This window comes from Micromonospora sp. NPDC049044, from assembly GCF_040649215.1.
Lineage (GTDB): Bacteria > Actinomycetota > Actinomycetes > Mycobacteriales > Micromonosporaceae > Micromonospora.
Map to the genome: position 1 here is coordinate 198,674 of NZ_JBEZFA010000009.1, position 7,193 is coordinate 205,866.

The window sequence follows — 7,193 nt, forward strand, 5'->3', positions numbered from 1 at the left end:
CGTGAAGGCGGAGGTCAGGCGGCGTACCCGCCGGTGGAGTCAAGCACGACGCGCCTGCACCGGCTCGCCGCGGCGACGTCGGGACAGGGCGGGGGCCGACCCGCCTACTTGATCTTGCGGGTGGACCGGACCACGATGCTCTCGTACTCCGGGTGCTTGACCAGCCAGTCGGCGAGGAACGGACAGATCGGCACGACGGTCCGCTTCCTGGCCCGCGCGTCGTCCATCACCGCGCGCGCCAGCGTCGACCCGACGCCCCGGCCCTCGAACGCCGGATCGACCTCGGTGTGGGTGTAGGCGATGATCGATCCGGTCAGCTGGTAGGTGACGAAACCGGCGACGACACCCGCCTCGTCGTGCGCCTCGAACCGCTCCCGCTCTGGCGCGTCTGTCACGGTGAACTCCACCCGACCATCCAACCACCCGCCCCGGCCACGCTGGCCGCGAGGCCAGCGGGCCCGCGCCGTTGGCGCATTCTCTCGGCGGTAACGGGAACCCAACGCCGCCGCGCCCGTGGGAGGAGAGACGCCACCATGACGAATCCAGCTACCGACGGCGGCTTCGCCGTCGTGGAGATGTTCACGTCCCAGGGCTGCAACAGCTGCCCACCCGCTGAGGAGTTGCTCAGCGAACTCGAGCACGACGCGCGGGTTCGGGGGCAGAACGTCTTCGCCCTCGGGTTCCACGTCGACTACTGGGACAACCTGGGGTGGCCCGACCAGTTCGCCGACCCGGCGTACACGGCGCGGCAGGAGGCGTACGCCCGCGCGTTCGGCACCGGGGGTCTGTACACCCCGCAGATGGTCGTCAACGGCACAGTGGAGTTCGTCGGCTCCGACCGTCGGCGAGCGGCCGGCGCGATCATGTCCGCCATGTCGGCGAGCGCCACCGCGCCACTCACGCTGTCCAGGGCCGACGCGGATGGCCACCGGGTGCGGCTCGACTACCGGATCGAACACCCGCCGGCGGGGGCCGTGCTGAACGTGGCGATCGTCGAGCGGGGCCTGGACAGTGAGATCGCCCGGGGCGAGAACGCCGGACGGACGCTTCGGCAGGACAACGTCGTACGCGCCTACGCGTCGGTGGGCCTGGACGCCGAGCGGGGCCAGGTGCAGCTGGTGACACCGCCCGATCTCGATCCGCGCAACGCCGCGGTGGTCGGTTACGTCCAGCAGGACGGCAACCGGGCGATCGTGGGCGCCACCGCCATCGAGCTGACCACGGCGTAATCTCGGCGGATGCGGTCGGGGTGCGGTGCGGGGGGTTCTGGTGGCTGACGCCGATGACGTACGCCGGCTGGCGCTGGCCCTGCCGCACACGGTGGAGATCCCCAGTGACGGTTTCGACTTCCGGGTGGCCGACAAGGGCTTCGTCTGGTCCTACCCGGAACGCGTCAGCGGAAGGCCCCGGGTGATCCGACTCGACATCGCCGTGCTGTTCGTCGGCGACGAGGCCGAGAAACAGGCGCTCCTGCTCGGCGAGCCCGATCTCTTCTTCACCACGCCCGGTTACGACGGGCTGCCCCTGGTGCTGGTGCGGCTGGCGGCCGTCGACCTCGATCGGCTCAGTGAACTCGTGACCGACGCGTGGCGGATGCGCGCACCCGAGGCGCTGCTGGGCGACCTGGACGACTGTGGTGCGCCGGTCGTCGCGACGGACGTCGGCGCCGGCACTTAGCGACATCAGCACGCAACGGGTTCGACACATTGACGGGGATCTCGGTACTCCACTACCGTTGCCGTGAGAGCGCTCTCTCGCCTGACCTTCTCCCCCAATTCAGACGCAACGCGTCGGGCCCGGCACCGGCCGCACCCCGGCGCGCGATGGAGGCACCATGACACCTCCCGTCCCCCACCGCCGCTGGGCCCTGGCCGCCGCGACCGCGCTGGCCCTGGTCGTCGGCGGTCTCGCGATCCCCGTCACCCGCGCGGCCGAGGCCGCACCGGTCGGCGCGGGCAGCTACACCACAGCTCCGGTCGGCCCGCTGCCCAGTGGCTGCGGCGCGATGTCCAGCAACCCCCGACAGTTCGCCACCGCCAACGCGCCCGCCGGACCGATACCCACGAACGACTGGTGGTCCTCCCTGCTGTGGAAGCGCACCGACTGCTCCTTCAGCGAACCGCTGCACGCCCACCCGATCTCGTACGACACCTTCACCGACGGCCTGGGTTTCTCCGGCAACTCCACCCCCGCCATCAGCGGCACCGCGACCGGCGTCGGTGAGTACCACTACCCCTACGTGCAGGACATCCGGGTCGGCCTGGCCGGGCTCAGCGCACCACAGGTCAAGGTGGACGGCTGGACCGACTGGACGGTCAGCCCACACTGGAGTGACGGCACCCGCACCATGCGCGCCACCATCGGTCACGGGCTGCCCTTCGCGTACTTCCAGACCACCGGCGCGGACGCGGTGATCGGCACCGCCGGCACCCCCGACGTGTGGTCCGCCAACGGTGCCACCATCGGCTTCCGGGTCAACGGTCACGACTACGTCGGGTACGCGCCGAGCGGCGCCACCTGGACCGTGGCCGGCAGCCGGATCTCGTCCACCCTCGCCGGCCGGGGTTACTTCTCGGTCGCCCTGCTGCCGCCGACGTCAAGCGCGACGGAGCGCGCCGAACTGGCCGCTACCTACGGCCGGTACGCGCACGCCCACGTGACCGGCACCCAGGTGTCGTACGCGTACAACCCGGCGACAAGCGGCCTGAGCACCACGTACGCGTTCACCACGACGGCCCGGGAGGGCTCCGCCACGCAGACAGTGGTCAGCCTCTATCCGCACCAGTGGAAGTCGCTGAGCGGGTCCACCGCCATCACCCCGACGTACCCGTCGGCGCGCGGCCGGATGAAGGTGCTCACCGGCGTCAACCAGTTCCGTACCGCGATGAAGTTCCAGGGCGTGCTGCCGGAGTTGCCGCCTGTCGGCGACGGCACCGGAAGCGATCTGGCCACCCTCACCAGCCAGCTGGCGGCCGTCCGGGCCAACCCGATGGACCAGCGCGGCAACGACACCTACTGGACCGGCAAGGGGCTCGGCCGGGCCGCCCGCATCGCCGAGATCGCCGACCTGGTCAACGACACCACCACCCGCGACAGCGCGCTCAACGCCATCCGCAGCACGCTCACCGACTGGTTCACCGCGTCCAGCGGCAAGACCAGCCGGGTCTTCTACTACGACAACAACTGGGGCACCCTGATCGGCTACCCGGCGTCGTACGGCTCCGACCAGGAACTCAACGACCACCACTTCCACTACGGCTACTTCATCGCCGCCGCCGCGACGCTTGCCAAGTTCGACCCGACGTGGGCCACCGCCAGCCGCTACGGCGGGATGGTGGACCTGCTGATCCGCGACGCCAACAACTACCAGCGCGGCGACACCCGGTTCCCCTACCTGCGGGACTTCGACATCTACGCCGGCCACGACTGGGCGTCCGGGCACGGCTCGTTCGGCTCCGGCAACAACCAGGAGTCCTCGTCCGAGGGGATGAACTTCGCCAACGCCCTGATCCAGTGGGGGCAGGTCACCGGGAACGCCGCCGTCCGTGACGCCGGTGTCTTCCTCTACACCACGCAGGCCGCCGCCATCCAGGAATACTGGTTCGACGCCAGCAACCAGAACTTCCCGGACGCGTTCGGGCACTCCACGGTCGGCATGGTCTGGGGCGACGGCGGCGCGTACGCCACCTGGTTCAGCGCCGAGCCGGAGATGATCCAGGGCATCAACCTGCTGCCGGTCACCGGTGGACACCTCTACCTGGGCAACAACCCGGCGTACGTGCGGACGAACTACGCCGAACTGGTCCGCAACAACGGCGGGCAACCGACGGTGTGGCAGGACATTCTGTGGCAGTTCCAGGCCCTCGGCGACCCCGATGCGGCGCTGGCGAACCTGCGCGCGAACCCGGGCTACACCCCGGAGGAGGGCGAGAGTCGGGCGCACACCTTCCACTGGATCCGCAACCTCGCGGCGCTGGGCACCGTCGACACCACGGTCACCGGCAACCACCCGCTGTCGGCGGTGTTCTCGCGTAACGGGGCGCGCACCTACGTGGCCGCGAACCCGACCGCCGCGCCGATCACCGTGACGTTCTCCAACGGCACCAGCCTCACCGTGGCGGCGGGCCGGACGGCGACCACCGGGGCGTACACCTTCAGTGGTGGCAACGCGTCCGGCGGCGTACCGCCGAGCTCGACGCCGACCACCGCCCCACCCACCACCGCCCCACCGACCACGGCGCCGCCGACCACAGCGCCGCCCACGACCACGCCGCCGCCCACGACCGGCAGTCCCACCCGTTACCTGCTACCCGGGGGTGGGTTGGGCAGCGCCGGTGGTGCGGCCACGACGACTGTCGCGGCGGCCAACGGAAACCACGACGGTACGCCCACCAACCCGCAGGTCTTCACGGCTACCGGCCTGAACCTCGCCTACTCCGGCGGGCAGAGCACGTTCGACCTGTTCGTGGATGCCGGGACGGCGGTCGGCAACGGTGTGCAGGTGCGGATCTCCTACGACCTCACCGGAGATGGCAGTTGGGAACGGGTGGAGACGATGCGCTACTTCGCCACCGACCCGGTGCCCGGTTACGAGCACTACACCCAGAGCGCCGGCCTGGCCTCGGCCACCGGCACCTTGGGTGCGCTGCGCAACGGCACGGTCCGGGTGGAGGTCTGGTCGGCGATCGGCAACAACCCCAGCACGCTGGGAGTGGGCAACCAGTCGGTGCTGCGGCTGCCGTACTCCTGATCGGCTGGTGAGTCGCGGCCGGCCGGTGTGCGGGACCAGGTTTCGGTCCCGCACACCGGCCGGTGTGCACGGGTCAGTCAGGCATCCTCGGTCAGGAGGCGGTGCAGGTGGGCGTCAGCCCAGCCCCACTGCCGGTGCCCTGGAAGCCGAACTCGGCGACCTGGCCGGCGCCGAGCCGGCCGTTGTAGTCGACGTTGGTGAACCGGACAGTGCCGGTGGAGCCGCTTGCCGTCGCACTCCAGGTGTTGGTGACGCTGGCACCACTGGGCAACGTCATGCTGACGTTCCACCCGTTCGTGCCGGCGGAGCCGGCGGTGACCTTCACGTTGGCCACGAAACCGCCGGTCCACGAGTTCAGCGACACCGACGCCGTGCAACCGTCCGGGCCCGGCGGGGGCGTCGTGGGCGGCGGGGTGGTCGGCGGCGGCGTGGTGGGCGCCGGGCTCGTGTCCGGCGTGGTGGTCGTCGTGGGCGACGGGGTGATGCCCGGGCCGGCGTTGAGGGCGTTCAGGACGCTCGTGTACGCGGCCTTCTTGTTGCCGCTGCAGTCGAAGAGCAGGGCGTTGTCCGACCCACGCCACGAGTCGCAGTCACGTACGCCCCACACTGTGATGCCGGTGCAGCGCGAGACGTTCATGCACGCGCGGGTGACCGAGCCGAAGATGTTGGCCTGGTTGCCGCCGGTCATCACGTCCAGCTCGGTGATCTGCACGTCCACGCCGAGGTCGGCGAAACGCTGCAGATTGGCCTGGTAGTCCGACGCCAGCGTGGTGCCCAGGTGCGACTGGAAACCCACGCAGTCGATCGGCACACCACGGGACTTGAAGTCCCGCACCATGTTGTAGATCCCCGTCGACTTCGCGTTGATCCCGTCGGTGTTGTAGTCGTTGTAACACAACTTCGCACCCGGATCCGCCGCCCGCGCGGCCCGGAACGCCGCCTCGATCCAGTCGTTGCCGGTGCGCTGCAGGTTCGAGTCACGCCGCCCACCGCTGCCACCGTCGGCGAACGCCTCGTTCACCACGTCCCACGCGTAGATCTTGCCCCGGAAGTGGGTAGCGACCTGCGTGACGTGGTTGATCGCCGCGTTGCGCAACGTGGTACCGGACATGCCCTGCGCCCAGCCCGGCTGCTGCTGGTGCCACAACAGCGCGTGGCCCCGCACGCTCATGCCGTTGGCCTGCGCGTGACTGACCAGCCGGTCACCACCGCTGTAGTTGAACCGGCCCTGCTGCTGCTCGGTCGCGTCCCACTTCATCTCGTTCTCGGCCACGACACTGTTGAACTCGCGGTTCAGGACCGTCGCATACGTGTTGTCGGAGAGCTTGTTCGTCGCGACGGCCGCACCGAAGTAGCGGCCCTTCTCGGCAGCCGACGCCCTCAGGGTGGTGCCGGCACTGGCCGTGGAGGTGAGCGTCATCGTCATTCCGGCGGCGAGTGCGCCGGTGGCTGCGACGGTCACCGCCAATCGCAGGACTCTCTTGTGATTCATGCGAATTCCTTGTCTGTGGTGGTTCGGTGATGGAGATGCAGCGCCCGAATCTGCTCCTGCGGAGTCGGTGACATCAGCACCGGCGAGATCGACGCCGAGGCCAGTCCAGCCGCGGGGTCGGCTCGCAGCGGCGCGACAGTGACTGACGAAGACCTGTCGCCAGCACGGCACCGGTGGTGGGAGACCCCGACACGACGTCCGGCATGCCCTGGGCGGACGTCGCGCTCCGAGGTGCGGCCGGCAGGCTCGCCCGGTGAACCACAGGTGCGGCCGCCCTCAAACATCGACTGTGAGCGATAACATGCCGTTCGTCAAGTCGTAACGAATCGCGCCGAGGGCCTGTCGCTTCGGTCGTACCGTCCGGGTGCGGCGCTGCCGGAGCCGTGCTCGGACGGCTCCGGCAGCACCCGTCACTGGAACGAGGCGTCGTCGACGAGCAGGCTGTCGGTGCCGGCAGCCGTCTCGACGTAGAAGGTCGCGTTGGACAGCGTGCCGCTCCACGAGACGGTCGTCGTGCCGGTGAGCAGGGTCCAGCCGTTGACGTTCACCCCCACGGCCGGGGTGAGCTGGAGGTAGCTCGTCGTGCCGTTCACTGTCATCGAGAGGGTCGCCTTCGCCGAGGGCGTGCCGCTCTGCGCCCGTACCCAGACGTTCGTGGTGTAGCTCTTGCCGTTCGTGAGCTTCGAGGTCACGTCCTGACCGGGGCCGTTCCACGCCGCGGTCCGGCCGGTGATCGACAACGACCCGCTGCCGCCGTGCGCGACGGCGGTGTTGCGGGAGAGCGTGCCGCTGCCGTGCACACCCCAACCCGTCGTGCCGTTCTCCACGTCACCGTTGGTGAGCACGGAGCCGCTGCCGCCGGTGCCGCTGAACTGCCACCAGTTGATGTTGAACAGGGTGCCGGTGCCGCCGGCGAAGCGGAGATACAGGTCATGGGTGCCGGTGGCGCCG

Annotated in this window: 6 protein-coding genes; 3 read left to right on the forward strand and 3 right to left on the reverse strand. The window is 69.8% G+C overall.

Annotation, left to right across the window (positions count from 1 at the left end; all coding sequences use genetic code 11):
* Window positions 1–104 precede the first annotated feature (104 nt).
* A complete protein-coding gene (locus AB0B85_RS10315; RefSeq protein WP_357405662.1) occupies window positions 105–395 on the reverse strand; it encodes a GNAT family N-acetyltransferase in 291 nt (96 codons plus the stop codon).
* A 138-nt stretch (window positions 396–533) separates the two neighbouring features.
* Between AB0B85_RS10315 and AB0B85_RS10320 the strand changes: the two genes are divergently transcribed.
* The 3 genes from AB0B85_RS10320 to AB0B85_RS10330 all read left to right on the forward strand — a co-directional run bounded on the left by AB0B85_RS10320 (window position 534) and on the right by AB0B85_RS10330 (window position 4,750).
* Complete coding sequence (locus AB0B85_RS10320; RefSeq protein WP_357405664.1) at window positions 534–1,229, forward strand: DUF1223 domain-containing protein; 696 nt, start codon at window positions 534–536, stop codon at window positions 1,227–1,229.
* Window positions 1,230–1,269: 40 nt separating this feature from the next.
* Complete coding sequence (locus AB0B85_RS10325) at window positions 1,270–1,677, forward strand: hypothetical protein (protein ID WP_357405666.1); 408 nt, start codon at window positions 1,270–1,272, stop codon at window positions 1,675–1,677.
* A gap of 157 nt (window positions 1,678–1,834) precedes the next feature.
* Window positions 1,835–4,750 carry a glycosyl hydrolase gene (locus AB0B85_RS10330; RefSeq protein ID WP_357405668.1) on the forward strand — a complete coding sequence of 972 codons (2,916 nt, stop codon included), beginning with the start codon at window positions 1,835–1,837 and terminating at the stop codon, window positions 4,748–4,750.
* Window positions 4,751–4,841: 91 nt separating this feature from the next.
* Here AB0B85_RS10330 and AB0B85_RS10335 read toward each other — a convergent pair whose 3' ends face one another.
* Entirely contained in the window at window positions 4,842–6,176 is a 1,335-nt protein-coding gene (locus tag AB0B85_RS10335; protein ID WP_357405686.1) for an endo-1,4-beta-xylanase, read from the reverse strand.
* A gap of 476 nt (window positions 6,177–6,652) precedes the next feature.
* Window positions 6,653–7,193 (reverse strand): carbohydrate binding domain-containing protein (locus AB0B85_RS10340; protein ID WP_357405670.1); only part of this gene is annotated, 541 nt, incomplete at its 5' end.

Bases quoted from the DNA above. Each gene is read 5' to 3' on its own strand.
- AB0B85_RS10320 (WP_357405664.1), top strand. From the start codon at position 534: ATGACGAATCCAGCTACCGACGGCGGCTTCGCCGTCGTGGAGATGTTC.
- AB0B85_RS10330 (WP_357405668.1), top strand. From the start codon at position 1,835: ATGACACCTCCCGTCCCCCACCGCCGCTGGGCCCTGGCCGCCGCGACC.
- AB0B85_RS10335 (WP_357405686.1), bottom strand. From the start codon at position 6,176: ATGACGATGACGCTCACCTCCACGGCCAGTGCCGGCACCACCCTGAGG.